This window comes from Campylobacter sp. 2018MI34 (assembly GCF_016598975.1).
Lineage (GTDB): Bacteria > Campylobacterota > Campylobacteria > Campylobacterales > Campylobacteraceae > Campylobacter_D.
Window position 1 is genome coordinate 1 of record NZ_JAENKS010000113.1, and the last position, 460, is coordinate 460.

The window sequence follows — 460 nt, forward strand, 5'->3', positions numbered from 1 at the left end:
CCATCAACCGCCTGCCCCAGCCGGTGATCGCCAAGGTCCAGGCGATCGCCACTGCGGCGGGCTGCCAGCTCGTCGCCGCGTGCGATCTCGCCGTCGCCTCGAGCGAGGCGACCTTCGCCACCTCGGGTATCATCAATGGCCTGTTCTGCGGCACCCCGTCGGTTCCGGTCGGCCGCAACGTCGGCAGCAAGCGCGCGCTCGACATGCTTTTCACCGGCCAGTTCGTCGACGCGCAAACGGCTCTGCGCGACGGCCTCGTGAGCCGGATCGCCGCGCCCGACAGGCTCGACGAGGAGACGCTGGCGCTCGCCCGTCACATCGCCGCCCAGCCGCCGCAGCAGATCGCGACCGGCAAGGCGATGTTCCACAAGCACATGGAGATGGATCTCGCGCAAGCCTACGCTTACGCAACCGAGTTCATGGCCGGCGCGATCCAAAGCGAGGACGCAAGGGCCGGCAT

At 68.7% G+C, this 460-nt stretch carries 1 protein-coding gene; it reads left to right on the top strand.

All coding sequences use genetic code 11. From position 1 onward, the window contains the following. Window positions 1–460: enoyl-CoA hydratase-related protein (locus tag JG676_RS07980; protein WP_200217894.1), on the top strand; the 460-nt coding region annotated here is incomplete at both ends.